This is a genomic window from Blastococcus sp. TF02-09, assembly GCF_003319105.1.
In the GTDB taxonomy this organism is placed as follows: Bacteria; Actinomycetota; Actinomycetes; order Mycobacteriales; family Geodermatophilaceae; genus Blastococcus.
In genome coordinates this window covers 224,010-242,418 of record NZ_QOHH01000003.1, presented here as the reverse complement: position 1 = coordinate 242,418, position 18,409 = coordinate 224,010, and the positions used below count along the sequence as shown (strand labels likewise).

Annotated in this window: 15 protein-coding genes; 14 read left to right on the top strand and 1 reads right to left on the bottom strand. The window is 75.8% G+C overall.

Annotation, left to right across the window (positions count from 1 at the left end; genetic code table 11):
• Window positions 1-4: 4 nt before the first annotated feature.
• Window positions 5-988 carry an AAA family ATPase gene (locus tag DQ239_RS06135; RefSeq protein WP_113833523.1) on the bottom strand — a complete coding sequence of 328 codons (984 nt, stop codon included), beginning with the start codon at window positions 986-988 and terminating at the stop codon, window positions 5-7.
• A gap of 223 nt (window positions 989-1,211) precedes the next feature.
• On the opposite strand from DQ239_RS06135, the gene mraZ reads away from it, so the two are divergent.
• From mraZ to pgeF, 14 genes are all read left to right on the top strand, one after another.
• Window positions 1,212-1,646, top strand: coding sequence for a division/cell wall cluster transcriptional repressor MraZ (mraZ, locus tag DQ239_RS06130; protein WP_113833522.1), 435 nt, complete (start codon window positions 1,212-1,214; stop codon window positions 1,644-1,646).
• 426 nt (window positions 1,647-2,072) lie between these two features.
• Window positions 2,073-3,068 carry a 16S rRNA (cytosine(1402)-N(4))-methyltransferase RsmH gene (gene rsmH, locus DQ239_RS06125; RefSeq protein ID WP_113833521.1) on the top strand — a complete coding sequence of 332 codons (996 nt, stop codon included), beginning with the start codon at window positions 2,073-2,075 and terminating at the stop codon, window positions 3,066-3,068.
• Window positions 3,065-3,568 (top strand): hypothetical protein, encoded by a 504-nt coding sequence (locus tag DQ239_RS06120; protein WP_113833520.1) that lies wholly within the window; start codon window positions 3,065-3,067, stop codon window positions 3,566-3,568. Before rsmH ends, DQ239_RS06120 begins: the two co-directional genes overlap by 4 nt.
• 2 nt (window positions 3,569-3,570) lie before the next feature.
• The gene (locus DQ239_RS06115) at window positions 3,571-5,418 is read left to right on the top strand and encodes a penicillin-binding protein 2 (protein ID WP_233488816.1); all 1,848 of its coding nucleotides are present in this window, start codon (window positions 3,571-3,573) and stop codon (window positions 5,416-5,418) included.
• A 114-nt stretch (window positions 5,419-5,532) separates the two neighbouring features.
• A complete protein-coding gene (locus tag DQ239_RS06110) occupies window positions 5,533-7,101 on the top strand; it encodes a UDP-N-acetylmuramoyl-L-alanyl-D-glutamate--2,6-diaminopimelate ligase (RefSeq protein ID WP_113833519.1) in 1,569 nt (522 codons plus the stop codon).
• Window positions 7,098-8,495, top strand: a complete 1,398-nt coding sequence (murF, locus tag DQ239_RS06105) for a UDP-N-acetylmuramoyl-tripeptide--D-alanyl-D-alanine ligase (protein WP_113833518.1) — start codon at window positions 7,098-7,100, stop codon at window positions 8,493-8,495. The genes DQ239_RS06110 and murF overlap by 4 nt, the downstream gene beginning before the upstream one ends.
• Window positions 8,492-9,568, top strand: a complete 1,077-nt coding sequence (mraY, locus tag DQ239_RS06100) for a phospho-N-acetylmuramoyl-pentapeptide-transferase (RefSeq protein ID WP_113833517.1) — start codon at window positions 8,492-8,494, stop codon at window positions 9,566-9,568. The genes murF and mraY overlap by 4 nt, the downstream gene beginning before the upstream one ends.
• A gap of 2 nt (window positions 9,569-9,570) precedes the next feature.
• Window positions 9,571-10,992: a UDP-N-acetylmuramoyl-L-alanine--D-glutamate ligase gene (gene murD / locus DQ239_RS06095; protein WP_113833516.1), complete on the top strand. Its 1,422-nt coding sequence runs from the start codon at window positions 9,571-9,573 to the stop codon at window positions 10,990-10,992.
• A 7-nt stretch (window positions 10,993-10,999) separates the two neighbouring features.
• Entirely contained in the window at window positions 11,000-12,502 is a 1,503-nt protein-coding gene (gene ftsW, locus DQ239_RS06090) for a putative lipid II flippase FtsW (protein ID WP_233488815.1), read from the top strand.
• Complete coding sequence (gene murG / locus DQ239_RS06085) at window positions 12,499-13,626, top strand: undecaprenyldiphospho-muramoylpentapeptide beta-N-acetylglucosaminyltransferase (protein WP_113833515.1); 1,128 nt, start codon at window positions 12,499-12,501, stop codon at window positions 13,624-13,626. The genes ftsW and murG overlap by 4 nt, the downstream gene beginning before the upstream one ends.
• Window positions 13,623-15,092: a UDP-N-acetylmuramate--L-alanine ligase gene (gene murC, locus DQ239_RS06080; protein ID WP_113833514.1), complete on the top strand. Its 1,470-nt coding sequence runs from the start codon at window positions 13,623-13,625 to the stop codon at window positions 15,090-15,092. The genes murG and murC overlap by 4 nt, the downstream gene beginning before the upstream one ends.
• On the top strand, window positions 15,089-15,880 hold the full coding sequence (locus tag DQ239_RS06075; protein WP_113833513.1) for an FtsQ-type POTRA domain-containing protein: 792 nt from the start codon (window positions 15,089-15,091) through the stop codon (window positions 15,878-15,880). The genes murC and DQ239_RS06075 overlap by 4 nt, the downstream gene beginning before the upstream one ends.
• Window positions 15,881-16,256: 376 nt before the next feature.
• Window positions 16,257-17,564 carry a cell division protein FtsZ gene (gene ftsZ / locus DQ239_RS06070; RefSeq protein ID WP_113833512.1) on the top strand — a complete coding sequence of 436 codons (1,308 nt, stop codon included), beginning with the start codon at window positions 16,257-16,259 and terminating at the stop codon, window positions 17,562-17,564.
• Between the two features lie 160 nt (window positions 17,565-17,724).
• Window positions 17,725-18,408 (top strand): peptidoglycan editing factor PgeF, encoded by a 684-nt coding sequence (gene pgeF, locus DQ239_RS06065; protein ID WP_233488813.1) that lies wholly within the window; start codon window positions 17,725-17,727, stop codon window positions 18,406-18,408.
• Window position 18,409 lies beyond the last annotated feature (1 nt).

Here is an 18,409-nt window from a genome sequence, read left to right as displayed (position 1 = left end):
GGCGTCAGCGCCCGCGGGGTACCGGCAGCGTCGCCACCAGCTCGGCGACCACGTGCTCGGCGGTGCGACCGCCGCCGGCCGCCGCCGGGGCCATCAGCAGCCGGTGGGCCAGCACCGGACCGGCCAGCTCCTTGACGTCGTCGGGCAGCACCATGTCCCGGCCGGCCAGCGCCGCGGACGCACGGGCGGCGCGCAGCAGCTGGAGACCGGCGCGCGGGGAGGCGCCCAGGCGCAGGTGGGGGGAGCGGCGGGTGCTGCCGACCAGGTCGACGACGTAGCGGCGCACGGCCTCGGAGACGTGCAGCCGGCCGATGGCGGCGATCAGCTCGCTCACGGAGGCCGCGTCGGCGACCGGGAGCAGCCCGGCCAGCGGATCGGTGGTGGACCGGTCGTCGAGCATCGCCAGCTCGGCGTCCTGGTCGGGGTAGCCCATCGACACCCGGGTGGTGAAGCGGTCCCGCTGCGCCTCGGGCAGGGGATAGGTCCCCTCCATCTCCAGCGGGTTCTGCGTCGCCATCACGAGGAACGGGCGGGCCAGCTCGTAGCTGACGCCGTCGACGGTGACCTGGCGCTCCTCCATGCACTCCAGCAGGGCCGACTGCGTCTTGGGCGAGGCGCGGTTGATCTCGTCGGCCACCACCACGTTGGCGAAGATCGCGCCGGGCTTGAACTCGAACTCCCGCGACTCCTGGTCGTACACCGCGACGCCGGTGACGTCGCTGGGGAGCAGGTCGGGGGTGAACTGGATGCGGCGGACCGTCGCATCGATCGAGGCGGCCAGCGCCTTGGCCAGCGTGGTCTTGCCGACCCCGGGCACGTCCTCGACGAGCAGGTGACCCTCGGCCAGCAGCGTCACCAGGGCCAGCCGGACGACGCGGTCCTTGCCCTGCACCACGCGGCCGACGTTCTCCGCGATCCGGCCGGCGGTGGCCGCCACGTCGACGCCCTCGCCGGTGGCTCCGCCGGTCGTCCGCGTGGCCTCGGTCACCTCTCCCACGGTACGTGGCGTCGGCGGTCGCGCGGGGGCGATCGGCCCCGCTCCGTGCCCGGGTGCGACCCGGTGCGGGGCCCGGGTGGGGCGCCTAGCCACGACACGGTGCGAAGTGGTGTCCAGTGGGGGCCAGTGGGTTACTGTGTCGCTCGGTGGGGAGGCAGGGACCGCTCAGGGGTCGCTGCGGAGCCGATGGAGGACAGATGCGGGGGGTGATCCGGTGTTCGTCGGCAGCTACCCCCTGCGGCTCGACGAGAAGGGCCGGCTCGCCCTCCCGGTCCGCTTCCGCGACCAGGTGGCCGACGGCATGGTGATCAAGAAGGGCCAGGAGCGCTGCGTCTACGGCCTGACCATGGCCCGGGTCGCCGAGCAGAGCGCCGCGATGGCCGCCATGGCCCCCTCCGACACCGCCCGCGCCCGCATGGCCGCCCGCATGAGCTTCGGGTCGATGGTCGAGATCGAGCCGGACAAGACCGGCCGCATCACGATCCCCGCGAGCCTGCGCGACTACGCGGGCCTGGACCGCGACGTCGTCGTCGTCGGTGTGGACACCCGCTTCGAGATCTGGGACGCCACCAACTGGGAGGCCTACGTGGCCGAGCTGGAGGCGGCGTACGCCGACCTGGAGAGCGAGGGGATGCCGACGTTGTCGTGATCCCGGTCGCCTCCACCGGCCCCCACCCGGGTCCCCGAGAGCCCCGAACGAGCCGCCTTCCCCGCGGCTCGACCGGGTCGGAGCCCCAGCCGCCTTCCCCGCTGCTGGGTCCCCGCTCCTCGTCGATCCGCACCGGACCGCGTGCGACACCGGACCGCCCTCCCCGGCGAGCCGGTCCCGGCGACCTCCCGGCCCCGCGGGGCACCACCTGACGCTCTTCCCCGACGCCAGGCGGGCGCCCCGCGGGCCGGCTCCCCACTCCGCTCCACGGTCCCCACCGCGCCCCACCCCGCCCGCTCCCGCCCCATCCACCCGACGCGTCCCATCCGTCCGGCCCCCCTCAGCAGCGGCGGCACCTCCTGCCGCCGCGCCCCGGGGCGCGGCACCATCGCAGGCGCTCCACCGGAACCCGAGAGGCAGTCGACGATGAGCAGCACCGGACCGACCGAGGCGCCCGGCGCGCCCGGGGCCCCGGTGCACGTGCCCGTCCTGCTGGAGCGGGTGACCGAGCTCCTCGGCCCCGCCTGCGCCGCGCCCGGCGCCGTCCTCGTCGACGCCACCCTCGGCCTGGCCGGCCACTCGCTGGCGCTGCTCGACGCCCACCCCGGCCTCCGCCTCGTCGGCCTGGACCGCGATCCCGACGCCCGCGCCGAGGCCGCCCGCCGCATCGAGGCCGCCGGCCACACCGACCGCGTCACCCTGGTCCCCGCCGTCTTCGACGAGCTGCCCGACGTCCTCGACCGCCTCGGCATCGCCGAGGTGCAGGCGGTGCTGTTCGACCTGGGCGTCTCCTCGCTGCAGCTGGACCGGCCCGACCGCGGCTTCAGCTACTCCGCCGACGCCCCGCTGGACATGCGGATGGACCCGCACACCGGGCGCACCGCCGCGGAGATCGTGAACACCTACCCGGCCAAGGAGCTGGCGCGGGTGCTCCGGGTCTACGGCGAGGAGCGCTTCGCCTCCCGCATCGCCGCGGCCATCGACCGCGAGCGCGCCCGCGAGCCCTTCACCTCCACCGGGCGGCTCGCGGACCTGGTGCGCGAGTCCATCCCGGCCGCCACCCGCCGCACCGGCGGCCACCCGGCCAAGCGGACCTTCCAGGCGCTGCGCATCGAGGTCAACGACGAGCTGGGTGTGCTGGAGCGCGCGCTGCCCGCGGCGATCGAGGCGCTCGCGGTCGGCGGGCGCATCGCCGTCATCACCTTCCACTCCCTCGAGGACCGCATCGTCAAGCAGACGCTGGCCGAGGGCGCGACCGACTCCACGCCCCAGGGCATGCCCGTGCCCCTGCCGGAGCACGGCCCCGTGCTCCGGCTCCTCACCCGGGGCGGCGAGGCCGCGTCCGACGCCGAGCTGACCGTCAACCCCCGCGCGGCCTCGGCCCGCGTCCGCGCGGCCGAGCGCATCCGGAGGGCCGCATGAGCAGCCGTGCCACCGCCCGCGTCCCCCTCGGCCAGCGGACGTCGTCCGCCCGGGCCGTCCCCACGCGGACGGCCCCGCGGTCCCCGCGGCCGCAGCTGAGCGTGGTCGCCGCCCCCGCGCCCCGTCCCCGCCGCAGCGCCCGTACCGCCCTGCGCTCCCGCCGGGCGCCGTTCGTGCTGCTCGTCGTCGCACTGCTGGCCGGCACCACCCTCGGCCTGCTCGTGCTCAACACCGCGATCGCGGTCGACTCGCTGGAGGCCACGCGGCTGCGCGCGGAGAACGCCCAGCGGGCGCAGGACGTGCAGCGCCTCGAGCGCCAGGTGGTCGACGGCAACACCCCCGCCGCGATCGCGCAGGCCGCCGTCGCCGCCGGGCTGGTGCCCTCGGGCGCGGCCGCCTACCTGGTCCTCGACCCCGAGGGCGCCCCCGTGCTCCGCGGCGAGCCGGCGCCCGCCGAGGCGCCTCCGGCACCGGCGGAGCATCCCGCGGGAGGCAACTGACCGTGGCGGGAACCGTCCGCGGCCCCGGCGGGAGTTCCCGCAGCGGAGGCCGGCCGCTGCCGCGCTCCGGTCCGGGTCCCTTCACCTCGCGCCGGCCCCCGGGCGGCCGGCGCAGCGGGGGAGCGGGGCTGACCCTGGCCCAGCGGACCCGGCGCAACCGGGTCGGCCTGATCCTGCTGATCACCCTGCTCGTGGTCGTCATCGGCCGGCTGGCCGTGGTGCAGGGCGTGGACGGCGCGGCGTACGCCAACGCAGCCTCGCAGGACCGGCTGCGCACCTTCCCGATCGAGGCGATCCGCGGCGAGGTGCAGGACCGGGAGGGCCGGCCGTTCGCCTACACCGTGGACGCCTCCCGCGTCACCGCGGACCCGACCGTGGTCGGCGACCCGGCGCGGACCGCCCTGGCGCTGACCACGGTGCTGGACGTGCCGGTCCGCGAGCTCACCGAGAAGCTGTCGGCCGACGGCCGCTACGTCGTGCTGGCGAGCCAGGTGCCGCCGGAGACCGCCGACGCCGTCGAGGAGCTCGAGCTGCCGGGCATCGTCCTCGTCGACGACCCCGTGCGGCTCTACCCGACCGGAGCGGTCGGCGGCCAGGTCGTCGGCTTCGTGGGCCGCGAGGGGGAGGGGCTGGCCGGGATCGAGCAGACCTTCGAGGACGTGCTCGCCGGCACGCCCGGCACCCGCCGGGTCGAGGTGGGCAGCGGGGGCAACCCGATCCCCTCCCGCGGCATCGACGAGGCCGTGCCGGCCACCGACGGCAGCGACGTCACCCTCACCGTCGACCAGGACCTGCAGTACGTGACCGAGCAGCGCCTCGGCCAGGCGTGCACCGACGGGGCGACGACGCGGGCGTCGGCCGTCGTGCTGGACGTGAAGACCAGCGAGGTCGTGGCCATGGGCTCCTGCCCGGGGTACGACCCCGGCCGGTACTCCGAGACCGACCCGGACCTCCTCGGCAACCCCATCGTCTCCAGCGTCTTCGAGCCCGGCTCGGTGATGAAGGCGATCACCCTGGCCGCCGCCGTCGAGGAGGGCAAGGCGACGCCGGACCGCGTGCTGGAGGTCAACGGGCACATCCAGGCCGGCGACCGGGTCGTCACCGACGCCCACGACCACGCGCCGATCGACTGGACGGTCACCGGCATCCTCGCCAAGTCCAGCAACGTCGGCACGATCATGCTGGCCCGCGAGGTCGGTGACGAGAAGCTCGAGGAGTACCTGCGCGCCTTCGGCATCGGCAGCGAGACCGGCATCGAGCTGCCCGGCGAGAGCGCCGGCATCCTCCAGGACTCGGCGGACTGGAGCCGCATCCGGGCCGCGAACATCGCCATCGGCCAGGGCGTCTCGGTGACGACCCTCCAGATGGCCTCGGTCTTCCAGACCATCGCCAACGGCGGGGTGCGCGTCGAGCCCCGCATCGTCCGCTCGGTCACCTCCCCGGACGGGACGGTGCGCCCGACGGACGAGCCGGCGTCCACGCGGGTGATCAGCGAGGACACCGCCGACTCGCTGGCCTACATGCTCGAGGCCGTCGTCGGCCCCGGCGGCACCGCGCCGCTGGGGGAGATCGACGGGTTCCGCGTCGCGGGCAAGACCGGGACCGCCCAGCGCGCCAACCCCGAGACCGGCCGTTACGACGGCGGGGGCTACGTGACCACCTTCGTGGGCTTCGCGCCCGCCGACGACCCGCAGTACGTCGTCGCCGTCGACCTGGAGCGCCCCACCAGCTCCGCCGAGGGCGGCCAGGTGGCCGCACCGGTGTTCGCCGACATCCTCCGGTACGCGCTCACCGCCGACGGCATCGTCCCCTCGGGCACCCCCCGACCCGACTTCCGCCTCGGCGGATAAGGACCCTCCCGCCCGCGAGCCCGTGGCCGGACCCTGCCACGGGCCGGTACCGGCCGCGCCCATGATCGTGGCGTCCCGCGGGCCGGGGGGGTGCCGCCGGTAGATTGGAGCCCCGTGACCCCGACCGACGCCGGGTCCGCCCCCCGGCCCTCGGGGAGCCGGCCACGCGACCCGCGCCCCGTGCCGCTGTCCGCGCTCGCCGATCTCGTCGGCCGGCCGGCCGAGGGCACCCCCGAGGTCCTCGTCACCGGGCTCACCCTGGCCTCGGGCGAGGTCCGCCCGGGTGACCTCTACGCCGCGCTGCCCGGCGCCCGCACCCACGGTGTCCGGTACGTCGGCGAGGCGGTCGAGCGCGGCGCCGTCGCCGTCCTCACCGATCCCACCGGGGCCGCGGACGCCGCCGCGACCGGGCTGTCGGTCTGCGTGGTGGACGACCCCCGCGCGGTGCTGGGCGAGGTCGCCGACCGCGTGTACGGCCGGCCCAGCGAGCGGCTCCGGGTCATCGGGATCACCGGCACCAACGGCAAGACCACGACCAGCTACCTCGTCGAGGCGGGCCTCGCCGCCGCCGGGCAGGCCTCCGGCCTCATCGGCACCGTGCAGACGCGGACCCGGGCCACCGACGGCACGGTGACCGCCATCCCCAGCGAGCGGACCACGCCCGAGGCGCCCGCGGTGCACGCCCTCCTCGCCGCCATGGCCGAGACCGGCGTGACCACCGTGGTCATGGAGGTCTCCAGCCACGCGCTGGTGCTGGGCCGGGTGGGCGCCGTCCGCTTCGCCGCCGCCGGCTTCACCAACCTGGGCCGGGACCACCTGGACTTCCACGGTGACCTGGAGGAGTACTTCCAGGCCAAGGCGCTGCTGTTCGACGGGCGCGCGGCCGCCGAGGTCGTCGTCGCCGACGACGAGCACGGCCGGCGACTGGTCGACCGGCCCGGGCGGCCGCGGCCGGCCACGGTGTCCATCGACGGGGCCGAGGCGGACTGGTGGGCGACCGACATCGCCGCGGGCCCCGACGGCGGCTCCACCTTCGTGCTGCACGGCCCGGGGGGGCTGCGCCGGCAGGGGAGCGTGCGGCTGCCGGGCCGGTTCAACGTGGCCAACGCGGTGCTCGCCGTCGCCCTGCTCGACGCCGTCGGCGTACCGGTGGACGCCGCGCTCGAGGGCGTGGCCACGACGGTGGTCCCCGGGCGGATGGAGCCGGTCGAGGTCGGCCAGCCGTTCGTCGCCGCGGTCGACTACGCGCACACGCCCGACGCGGTCGCCACCGCGCTCGGCGCGCTGCGGACGACGTCGTCCGGGCGGCTGATCACGGTGCTGGGCTGCGGAGGCGACCGCGACCCCGGCAAGCGGGCCGCCATGGGCGCGGCGGCGGCCGCGGGCAGCGACGTGCTCGTGGTCACCGACGACAACCCGCGGTCGGAGGACCCGGCCACGATCCGCGCGGCCATGCTCGCCGGCGTGCTCGACGTGCCCGAGGGCCGGCGGGCCGAGGTGCTGGAGATCGGCGACCGGCGCGCGGCGATCGAGGCGGCCGTGCGGCTGGCCCGGCCCGGCGACACCGTCCTGGTCGCCGGCAAGGGGCACGAGACCGGCCAGGACGTCGCCGGCACGGTGCACCCCTTCGACGACCGCGCGGTCCTCCGCGAGGTCCTGAGCTCGACGGAGCGGCCCGCATGATCGGTCTGACGCTGGCCGAGGTGGCCGAGCTGACCGGGGGGACGCTCACCGGCGGCAACCCCGGCACCACCGTCTCCGGCGCGGTCACCCTCGACTCGCGCGCCGTCGGCCCCGGCGACCTGTTCGTCGCCGTCGCGGGGGAGCGGGTGGACGGGCACGACTTCCTCGCCGCCGCGGCCGCCGCCGGCGCGGTCGGCGCGCTCTGCGCGCGCCCCGACGCCGCGCTGCCCTGCGTGGTCGTAGACGACCCCGTGACGGCCCTGGGCCGGCTCGCCGCCGGCGTGCACGCCCGGCTCACCGCCGGCGGCCTGCGCACCCTGGCCCTCACCGGCTCGTCGGGCAAGACCTCCACCAAGGACCTCCTCGGTCAGGTGCTCGCCGCCGCCGGGCCCACGGTGAGCCCGCCCGGGTCCCACAACAACGACATCGGCCTCCCGCTGACCGTGCTCTCCGCCGACGAGGACACCGAGCACCTGGTGCTGGAGATGGGCGCCCGGGGCATCGGCCACATCGCCCGGCTCTGCGCCGTCGCCCGCCCGCAGATCGGCATCGTGCTCAACGTCGGCTCCGCGCACCTGGGCGAATTCGGCAGCGCCGAGGTCATCGCGCAGGCCAAGGGCGAGCTCGTCGAGGCCCTCCCGGAGGACGGCACCGCCGTGCTCAACGCCGACGACCCGCGCGTGCTGGGCATGGCCCCGCGCACCCGGGCCCGCGTCGTGACCACCGGCCGGGGTGCGGACGCCGACGTGCGGGCCACCGACGTCGTGCTCGACGAGTCCGCCCGCGCCCGGTTCACCCTGGTCGCCGCCGGCGAGGAGCACCCCGTCGCGCTGCGCGTGGTCGGCGAGCACCAGGTGGCCAACGCGCTGTCGGCCGCCGCGGCCGCGATCGCCGCAGGCATGGCGCCGGCCGACGTCGCCGCCGCCCTGTCGGAGGCCGGCGCGCTCAGCCGCTGGCGCATGGAGGTCACCCGGCGCGCCGACGGCGTCACCGTGGTCAACGACGCCTACAACGCCAACCCGGAGTCCATGCGCGCCGCCCTGGCCGCGCTCGCCGGCATGCCCGCCGAGCGCCGGATCGCGGTGCTCGGCGCCATGGCCGAGCTGGGGCCCGACGCGGACGCCGAGCACGAACGGCTGGGCCGCGACGCGGCGGCGGCCGGGATCGACCTCGTCGTGGCCGTGGGGTCCGATGCGGTAGGCATAGCCGACGGAGCGGCCGCAGCCGGGCGTCGTCGAGGAGAGGAGTCGGTGCTCGTGCCGGACCGGGCCGCTGCCCGCCAGCTGATGTCGGAGGTGCTGCGCCCCGGGGACGTCGTCCTCGTGAAGGCCAGCCGGGCCTACGCCCTGGAGCTGCTCGCCGCCGACCTGCTCGACGAGGGGACCCAGCGGTGAGGAGCGTCCTCATCGCGGTGGCCGTCGGCCTGATCGTGTCGATCCTGCTCACCCCGCTGGCCATCCGCCTGTTCCGGCGGCAGGGCATGGGCCAGGAGATCCGGGACGACGGACCCGAGAGCCACCTGTCCAAGAAGGGCACGCCCACGATGGGCGGCACGGTGATCGTCGGCGCCACCGTCGTCGGGTACCTCGTGGCCCACCTGGCGTTCATCGGCAACGAGGGCTGGGGCTTCAGCGCCACCGGCCTGCTGCTGCTGTTCCTCATGGTCGGCATGGGCACCGTCGGCTTCCTGGACGACTACCTCAAGATCCGCCACCGCCGCAGCCTGGGCCTGAACAAGACGGCCAAGCTCGTCGGCCAGCTGCTCGTGGGCGTCACCTTCGCCGTCCTGGCCGTCAACTTCCCGAGCAACGGGCTCACCCCGGCGTCCACGGTCGTCTCCTACGTGCGCGACATCGAACCGCTGACGCTCGGCTCGATCGGCTTCGTGATCCTGGCCTACCTGTTCATCGCCGGGTTCTCCAACGCCGTGAACCTCACCGACGGGCTCGACGGGCTGGCGGCCGGCAGCTCGGCCATGGTGCTGGCGTCCTACATCGTCATCTCGTTCTGGCAGTTCACCCACGACTGCGCGACCGAGCTGATCGACGGCTGCTACCAGGTGCGCGACCCGCTGGACATCACGCTGGTCGCCGCGGCGGGCATGGGTGCCTGCCTGGGCTTCCTGTGGTGGAACACCAGCCCGGCGCGGATCTTCATGGGCGACACCGGCTCGCTGGCCCTCGGCGGCCTCATCTCCGGGCTGGCCATCGTGACCCGCACCGAGCTGCTGCTCATCGTGCTCGGGGGGTTGTTCGTCGCCGTCACGCTCTCGGTGGTCATCCAGGTGGCGTTCTTCCGCGCCACCCGCCGCCGGGTGTTCCGGATGGCCCCGCTGCACCACCACTTCGAGCTGGCCGGCTGGACCGAGAACACCGTGATCGTCCGTTTCTGGCTGGTCACCGGCATGGCCGTGGCCTTCGGGCTGGGGCTGTTCTACGCCGACTGGCTCTCCTTCGCGGGGCTCTGACGATGGCCGACCTGCGCGACGCGACCGTCCTGGTCGCCGGGCTGGGCGTGTCCGGCGTCGCCGCGGCCCGGGTGCTGCTCGACCACGGCAGTTCCGTGCTGCTCACCGACGCGGCCGAGCGCCCCGCGGTCGCCGAGCTGACCGCCGCGGGGGCGACGTGGCTGGGCGAGCTGTCGGCGGTGCCCGAGGGCACCGGCCTGGTGGTCACCTCGCCGGGCTGGCGCCCGGACTCCCCGCTGCTGGCCGACGCCGCGCGCCGCGGCATCGAGGTGGTGGGGGAGCCGGAGCTGGCCTGGCGGCTGCGCATCGCCGGGCCCGACGGCGTCCCGGCGCCCTGGCTCGCGGTCACCGGCACCAACGGCAAGACGACGACGGTGACGATGCTGGAGGCCATCCTGCAGGCCGACGGCCGGCGCGCGGTGGCCGCGGGCAACGTCGGCCGGCCGCTGGTCGAGGTCGTCACCGCCCGCGACCCCGACGGCACGCCCACCTTCGACACGGTCGCCGTCGAGCTCTCGAGCTTCCAGCTGCACTGGTCCTCGACGCTGGCGCCGGCCGCCGCGGCGGTGCTCAACGTCGCCGACGACCACACCGACTGGCACGGCTCCTTCGCCGCCTACCGCGACGCCAAGGCGCGGATCCTCGAGCGCGCCCCGGTCGCCGTCGCCGACGCAGGTGACCCGGTGGCCTCCGCGCTGGTCGCCGCGCACGCCCGCCCGGTCACGGTCACGCTCGGCGAGCCCGGGCCCGGCCAGCTGGGGGTGCGGTCCGGCGCCCTGGTGGACCGGGCGTTCGCCGCGGCCCCCGCCGGGGAGGTGCTGCTCGAGGCCGGGCTGCTGCAGGTGCCCGGCCCGCACAACACCGTCAACGCGCTGGCCGCCGCCGCCCTGGCGCGGGCGGCCGGCGTGCCCGCCGCGTCGGTGGCCCGCGGGCTGGCCGGCTTCCGCGGGGGCGCCCACCGCAACGTGCTGGTGGCCACCGTCGACGGCGTGGACTGGGTCGACGACAGCAAGGCCACCAACCCGCACGCCGCCGGGGCGTCGCTGGCGTCCTACCCGCGCGTGGTGTGGATCGCCGGCGGCCTGCTCAAGGGCGCCGACGTCGACCCGCTGGTCGCGGCCGTGGCGCCGCGGCTGGCCGGAGTGGTGCTGCTCGGGCGGGACCGGGAGCAGATCGCCGCGGCTGTGGCGCGACACGCCCCGACGGTCCCCGTCGTGACGGTGCCCAGCGGCGACGATGAGGGGATGGATGGGACGGGTGTGACGGCCGAGGCGACGACGGCGCGCGTGGTGGCCGCCGCGCGCGAGCTCGCGCGCCCGGGCGACACGGTCCTGCTGGCGCCCGCCGCGGCGTCCATGGACGTGTACCGCGACTACGGCCACCGCGGCACCGCCTTCGCCGCCGCGGTGCGGGCGCTGGGCTGAGGCGGCCATGACGACGACGCAGACGCGCCCTCGTCCGGTCCGGGGCCCGCGGGAGGAGCGGGAACCCGCTCCGCCGGTGCGCTGGTCGGGCCCGGCCTGGCTCGACGGCCCGATGACCAGCTGCCACCTGGTGCTCGGCGCGGCCGGCCTGCTCCTGCTCATCGGCCTGGTGATGGTCTTCTCGGCCTCCTCGATCGAGGCCGCGCTCGCCGACCAGCCCGCCTGGGCCCCCGGCGTGCAGCAGCTGGTCTGGGCCGCCCTGGGGCTGAGCGCGATGCTGGTGACGATGCGGCTGCCGATCGGGCTGATCCGGCGGTGGGCCCCGATCGGGCTGGTGGTCGTCGCCGCCCTGCTGCTGCTGGTGCTGGTGCCCGGCATCGGCGTGCGGCTCAACGGCGCGCGGCAGTGGATCGACCTGGGCGTCACGCTGTTCCAGCCCTCGGAGCTGGCGAAGATCGTGTTCGCGCTCTGGGGCGCCCACGTCCTCGCCCTGCGCGAGCGCTACCTCACGACGTCGTCGCTGCTGGTCCCGGTGCTGCCGGTGTTCGGCATCCTCTCGCTGCTGATCATCGCCGAGCCCGACTTCGGCGGGGTCGTGAGCCTCGGGCTGGTGCTGGCCGGGCTGCTCTGGGCCGGCGGGATGCCGCTGCGCTGGTTCGGCGCGGCGATCGGCGGCGGTGCCGGGCTGCTGGCGATCGTGGTGACCTTCTCCGCCGAGCGGCGCGACCGGCTCACCTCGTTCATGGACCCGTTCGCCGACCCCACCGACAGCGGGTTCCAGGCCATCCGCGGCATGTACGCCCTGGCCAGCGGCGGGCTGTGGGGCGTCGGTCTGGGCAACAGCGCGATGAAGTGGAACATCCTCCCGGAGGCGGAGTCGGACTACATCTTCGCGATCATCGGCGAGGAGCTGGGCTTCCTGGGCTGCCTGGTCGTGGTGACGCTCTACGGCGTGCTGGCCTACGCCGGCTTCCGGATCGCCCGCCGGGCCGCCGACCGGTTCGTGCAGCTGGCCTGCGTGGCCATCACCGTGTGGCTGGTCGGGCAGGCCACCATGAACATGGGCTACGTGGTGGGGCTGCTCCCGGTGACCGGTGTGACGCTGCCGCTCATCTCCGCGGGCGGTACCTCGCTCATCCTCACCCTGGCCGTCGTCGGCCTGCTCGCCCGCTTTGCGTGCACCGAGCCCGCCGCGGTGGAGGCGCTGCGCTCGCGGGACCGCGGGCGCATCGCCCGGTTGCTGCTGCCGGCCCCCTCGTCGGCGGTCGAGCAGGTCCGCCCGCGGCGCCGTCCCGAGGACCGGGAGGTCGGGCGGCCCGCGCTCACCGGGGGGCGCACTGTCGTCTCCGCCCGGGGCGGAGCGCCCCGCCGGGCGGAGCGCCAGGTCGAGCGACCGGCCCGTCCGCAGCGGCCGGCACGGGCCGAGCGGCCCGCGGAGCGCGCTCCCCGCGTCGCACCCGCCGAGCGCCCGGGGCCGCGGCAGGGCCGGCGGCCCGGGGGACCGCGATGAGCGCCGCGAGCCCCCGGCCGCTGTCGATCGTCCTGGCCGGTGGGGGCACCGGCGGCCACATCGAGCCGATGCTGGCCCTCGCCGACGCCCTGCGCCGCCGTCCCGGCGTCGACCTCCGGATCACCTGCCTCGGGACCGAGCGCGGCATGGAGACCCGGCTGGTGCCGGCCCGCGGGTACGACCTGCGGCTGATCCCGCCGGTGCCGCTGCCGCGGAAGCCCACCGTCGACCTGCTCCGCGTGCCCGGCCGGGTCCGGCGGGCGGTCGCGCAGACGCGGGCCCTGCTCGACGAGCTCTCCGCCGACGTCGTCGTCGGGTTCGGCGGGTACGTCGCGCTGCCGGCCTACCTGGCCGCGCGGCGCGCCGGCGTCCCGATCGTGGTGCACGAGCAGAACGCCCTGCCGGGGCTGGCCAACCGCATCGGCGCCCGGCTGGCCGCGCGGGTCGCGGTGACGACGCCGGGGACGCCGCTGCACGGGGGCGTCCACGTCGGGATGCCGCTGCGCACCGCGATCGGCTCGCTGGACCGGCCGGCGATGCGGGCCGAGGCGCGCGCCGCCTTCGGCCTCCAGCCCGACCGCCCCACGCTGCTGGTGTTCGGCGGCTCGCAGGGTGCCGCGACCCTCAACCGGGCCGCGGTGGGTGCCGCCGGGGCGCTGGCGTCCGCCGGCATCCAGGTGCTGCACGCGCGCGGCCCGAAGAACACCGACGTCCAGGTGCCCGCTGCCGCGACCGCCGGGGTGCCCTACGTGGTCGTCGACTACCTCGAGCGCATGGACCTCGCCTACGCCGCCGCCGACCTGGCGCTGTGCCGCTCCGGAGCGGTGACCGTGGCGGAGCTGTCCGCCGTGGGCCTGCCGGGCGTCTTCGTGCCGCTGCCCATCGGCAACGGCGAGCAGCGGCGCAACGCCCTGCCGGTCGTCGAGGCCGGGGGAGGGCTGCTGGTCGAGGACGCCGACCTCACGCCGGAATGGATCGCCGAGCACGTCGTGCCGCTGCTGACCGACCCCGAGGCGCTGGCCGGCTACGCCCGGCACGCCGCCGCGGCGGGGGCGCCCGACGCCGACGAACGCCTGGCTGACATGGTCCTCGACGTGGCCACGGGGACCGGAGTCGAACGATGAGCGCAGCAGACGTCGCCGCCTGGAGGGGGCCGGTGCCCTCGCCCGCGGAGCTGGGCGCGGTGCACTTCGTCGGCATCGGCGGCGCCGGGATGAGCGGCATCGCCCGCATCCTGCTGGCGCGCGGGGTGCCGGTCTCGGGCAGCGACCGGCGGGACACCCCGACGCTGCTGGCGCTGCGCGCGCTGGGGGCGCGGGTCGAGGTCGGCCACGCCGAGGAGCACCTCGGCAGCGCCGACACCGTCGTCGTCTCCACCGCGATCCGGGACGACAACCCCGAGCTCAGGGCGGCGCGGGCGCGCGGCCTGCGGGTGCTGCCGCGGGCGGTCGCGCTCGCGTCGGTGATGGCCGGACGGCGCAGCATCGCGGTGGCCGGGACGCACGGCAAGACCTCGACGACCTCGATGCTCACCGTCGCCGTCCAGGCCTGCGGGGTCGACCCATCCTTCGCCATCGGCGGCGACCTCAACGAGTCGGGCAGCAACGCGCATTCGGGCGAGGGCGACGTCTTCGTCGCCGAGGCCGACGAGAGCGACCGCTCCTTCCTGCTGCTGGCCCCGTTCGGCGCGATCGTCACCAACGTCGAGGCCGACCACCTGGACAACTACGGCGACCTGGCCGCGGTCGAGGCGGCCTTCGACCGGTTCCTGCAGACGGTCTCCCCGGACGGCTTCGTGGTGGTGTGCGCCGACGACCCCGGCTCCGCCCGGCTGCGCGGCGTGCCGACCCCGGCCCGGCTGCGCACCTACGGGCGGGCCGCCGACGCCGACCTGCGCCTGGAGGACCTGCGCGTCGAGGGCGACGCCACCAGCTACACCGCCGTCCTCGACGGTGCGGAGCTGGGCCGGGTGCGCATCCTGGTGCCCGGTGAGCACATGGCCCTCAACAGCGCCGCGGCGCTGCTCACCGGCCTGGAGCTGGGCCTGCCGGCCGACTGCCTGATCGAGGGCCTGGGCCGCTTCGGCGGGGTGCACCGCCGGTTCGAGCTCAAGGGCGTCGTCGACGGCGTCCGCGTCTACGACGACTACGCCCACCACCCGACCGAGGTGCGCGCCCAGCTGCGCGCGGCCCGCGCGGTGGTGGGGGACGGGCGCCTGGTCGTGGCCTTCCAGCCGCACCTCTACAGCCGGACGCGGGAGTTCGCCGCCGGCTTCGGGGAGGCCCTGGGCCTGGCCGACGACGTCGTGGTGATGGACATCTACGGCGCCCGCGAGGACCCCGTCCCCGGCGTGACCGGCGCGCTGGTGGCCGACGCGGTCCCGCTGCCGGCCGACCGGGTGCTGTTCGAGCCGTCGTGGTCGGCCGCCGCCCCGGCGCTGGCCGGCCGGGCGCGCGCCGGTGACCTGGTGATGACGATGGGGGCCGGCGACGTCTCGATGGTCGGCCCCGAGGTGCTCGAGGCGCTGACGGCCCGCGCGGCCGGACGCGACGAGCGGGACGGGGAGCGGAAGACGGGCGCGGGCGCGTGAGCCGGACGGGGACGACGACGCGTGACCGCGGGTCGTCCCGGCGGCCGGTACCCCGGCACCCCGGCAGCCGGGTCACTCCGCTGCCCAACCGCCGGCACCACGCGCGCCGCCGTCGCGCGGTGCTGCTGGCCGCCGGCGTCGTCGTGGTCGCGCTGCTCGGCTGGGCGCTGTGGTCCGGGCCGCTGCTCGCCGTCCGCACGGTCCAGGTCGACGGCGCCACGACGCTGCCCGCCGAGCTGGTGCGCGAGGCGGCCGGCATCCCGGACGGCCGCTCGCTGCTGCGGGTGGACGTCGACGCGGCCCGCGAGGCGGTGGCCGTGCTGCCGCAGGTGGAGTCGGTGACCGTCACCCGCGGCTGGCCCAGCCGGGTGGTCATCACGCTCGTCGAGCGCACGCCGCTGGCGGTCGTCGGCGAGTCCGGGCGGCGCTCGCTCGTCGACGAGCGGGGCGTGCTCTTCGACACCGTGACCGGCGAGGCGCCGGCCGGGGTCGTCCCGCTCGCGGTGCGCGACCCCGGTCCCGACGACGCGGCCACCCGCGCCGCGCTCACCGCCATCGCCGCGCTGCCCGGTGCCGTCCGCGAGCAGGTGGCGCAGGTGAGCGCGGAGGACGCCGACGCGATCGTGCTCACCCTGGGCGACGGGACCGTGGTGCGCTGGGGCGGCGCGGACGAATCGGCGACGAAGGCGGAGATCCTCGCGGCGCTGCTCGACCAGCTGGACGCCGAGACCCTCGACCCGGCCGACGAGCTCGACCTCACCGTCCCGTCGGCCGTCGTCCTCCGTTAACGGAGGCTCTCGACAGGAACCCCGTTGCGCTGCGTCGCGGGGTGCCTCCGCACGGCGCGGACCGGCCCGGAGGGGCGACACGCCGGGAGTCGCGACACGCCCGGAGGCAGAAACAAATGTCGCGCGTGTGATTCCTGGGGAGGTCGGGAGTCTGCACCCCGACCTGAGACGAATCCAGCGCGGGTCGTCACGATCAGTGGTGCAGTTGTGATCGATGCGTCGCGAGTGATCGGTCGGATTCCGCCCTACCGACACGCCGAGCCCGACGGGGTGCTTGTAGCGCCTCTCGGGCCGCACCTAACTTCATCCACGTCGAGCAAGTTGACATAACTGTAAGGCTGAACTTGAGGATGAGGGTCCAGTTGGGGAGCGCCGCATGACACCTCCGCACAACTATCTAGCGGTCATCAAGGTCGTCGGCATCGGCGGCGGCGGGGTGAACGCGGTCAATCGGATGATCGAGGTCGGCCTCAAGGGGGTCGAGTTCATCGCGATCAACACCGACGCCCAGGCCCTCCTGATGAGCGACGCCGACGTCAAGCTCGACGTCGGCCGCGAGCTCACCCGGGGGCTGGGCGCCGGCGCCCAGCCCGACGTGGGCCGCCAGGCCGCCGAGGACCACCGCGAGGAGATCGAGGAGGTCCTCAAGGGGGCCGACATGGTCTTCGTGACGGCGGGCGAGGGCGGTGGCACCGGCACCGGTGGCGCGCCCGTGGTCGCCTCCATCGCGCGCAAGCTCGGTGCGCTGACCATCGGCGTGGTCACCCGCCCGTTCGCCTTCGAGGGCAAGCGGCGCGCGGTGCAGGCCGAGTCGGGCATCGAGGAGCTGCGCAACGAGTGCGACACGCTCATCGTCATCCCGAACGACCGGCTGCTGCAGCTGGGCGACCGGAACGTCAGCGTCATGGACGCCTTCCGCACCGCCGACCAGGTGCTGCTCTCCGGTGTCCAGGGCATCACGGACCTGATCACCACGCCCGGCCTGATCAACCTGGACTTCGCCGACGTCAAGTCGGTCATGTCCGGGGCCGGGTCGGCGCTCATGGGCATCGGCAGCGCGCGCGGCGACAACCGCGCACTGCTGGCCGCCGAGCAGGCGATCGCCAGCCCGCTGCTGGAGGCCTCGATGGAGGGCGCCCACGGTGTCCTGCTGTCGATCTCCGGCGGGTCGGACCTGGGACTGTTCGAGATCAACGAGGCCGCCTCGCTGGTCTCCGACGCCGCGCACCCGGACGCCAACATCATCTTCGGCGCCGTCATCGACGACGCCCTGGGTGACGAGGTGCGGGTGACCGTCATCGCCGCCGGCTTCGACAGCGGCAAGCCCAACGTGCGCAAGGACGGCGCGGCCGCGGCGGTACCCGGGAGCCCGTCGGCCGGCGCGGTGCCCAGCGGCCTCTCGCCGCACCGTCGTCCCGCGGTGGCGCCGATGAACCCCGTGGCCGCTCCGGCGCCGCAGGGCACCGGTGAGCGCCTCGCGCCGGCGCCGCAGGGGCAGGCGACCCCCGCGGCTCGCCCGGCACCGGCGCCCGCACCGGCACCGGCACCCGCACCGGCGTCCCAGGGCGGTGGCATCACGGTTCCGCCGCTGCCGCCGATCCCGAGCGCCATCAACGGCCGTCGGCCGCTGTCCAACGAGGACTTCGAGGAAGAGCTCGACATCCCGGAGTTCCTCAAGCAGTAAGAGGACCCCCTCGCCCCCCGGCCCTCGCAGGCTCGGGCCGGGACCCTGCGAGGGGGCCGACCTGACGTCCCACGCATCCGAGGCCGGGTGCGGTCCGGCATAGGGTCGGGACATGACTCACCCACCGGCCGCCCCGTCGTCGGTACGACCTCGAAGGGTCGTGACCGATCGGCGGGGCGGCCGGTCTCGTGCGCCGTACGACTCCTTCAACCTCGGCGACCACGTGGGCGACGACCCGGGGGACGTCGCCGCCAACCGGGCGCGGGTGGCCCGCGAGCTCGGGGTGGGGGAGGACCGGCTCGTCTGGATGAACCAGGTGCACGGGTCCACGGTCGCCGTGGTCGACGGTCCGCAGGACGGGCCGGTGGCCGGGACCGACGCCCTCGTCACCGCCACCCCCGGGCTGGTCCTCGCCGTCCTGGCCGCCGACTGCGTGCCCGTGCTGCTCACCGATCCGGTCGCCGGGGTGGTCGCCGCCGTCCACGCGGGGCGGGAGGGGGTGCGCCGCGGCGTGCTGCCCGCGACGCTGTCGGCCATGGCGAGCCTCGGCGCCCGGGCCCGGCACGTCACCGCGCTGCTCGGGCCGGCCGTGTGCGGCGCCTGCTACGAGGTGCCGCAGGCGATGCAGGCCGAGGTGGCCGCCGTCGCCCCGGCCGCCGCCGTCCGCATCCGCCGCGGCACCCCCGGTCTGGACCTGCGCGCCGGGCTGGCCGAGATCCTCGGGCGCGCCGGGGTGACCGAGGTGGTCCACGACCCGCGCTGCACCGTCGAGGACCCGCAGCTGTTCTCCCACCGCCGCGACGGCGTCACCGGGCGCCAGGCCGGCCTGGTCTGGCTCGGCTGAC